This is a genomic window from Pseudomonas sp. P65(2024) (assembly GCF_057480955.1).
Genome location: NZ_JBLIYX010000071.1, coordinates 1 through 224, shown reverse-complemented (window position 1 = coordinate 224; position 224 = coordinate 1). Strand labels below are relative to the sequence as shown.

General features: G+C 69.2%; 1 pseudogene. It reads right to left on the bottom strand.

Annotation, left to right across the window (positions count from 1 at the left end):
- A pseudogene (locus tag AC25MA_RS25875) lies at positions 1 to 224 on the bottom strand (ShlB/FhaC/HecB family hemolysin secretion/activation protein); the annotation flags it as partial.

Sequence of the window (224 nt, the reverse complement as noted above, 5' to 3'; positions counted from 1 at the left end):
CACGTCGGGGCGTTCCAGGCTGTGGGCGAAGGTCACGCTGGCGGCCATGTGCTGGCCGCGGGCGAACAGCTCCAGCGAATGGCTGCTGGCACGGCCGTGGTACTCGCCGTTGTAGCGATCGTTGTGGATTACCCCGAGGTCGTAGCCCAGGCCCAGGCCGTACTCGGCCACCAGCGGTTGCAGCAGCGGCCAGTTCACCGGGCGGGTCCAGCGCAGGTCGTTGC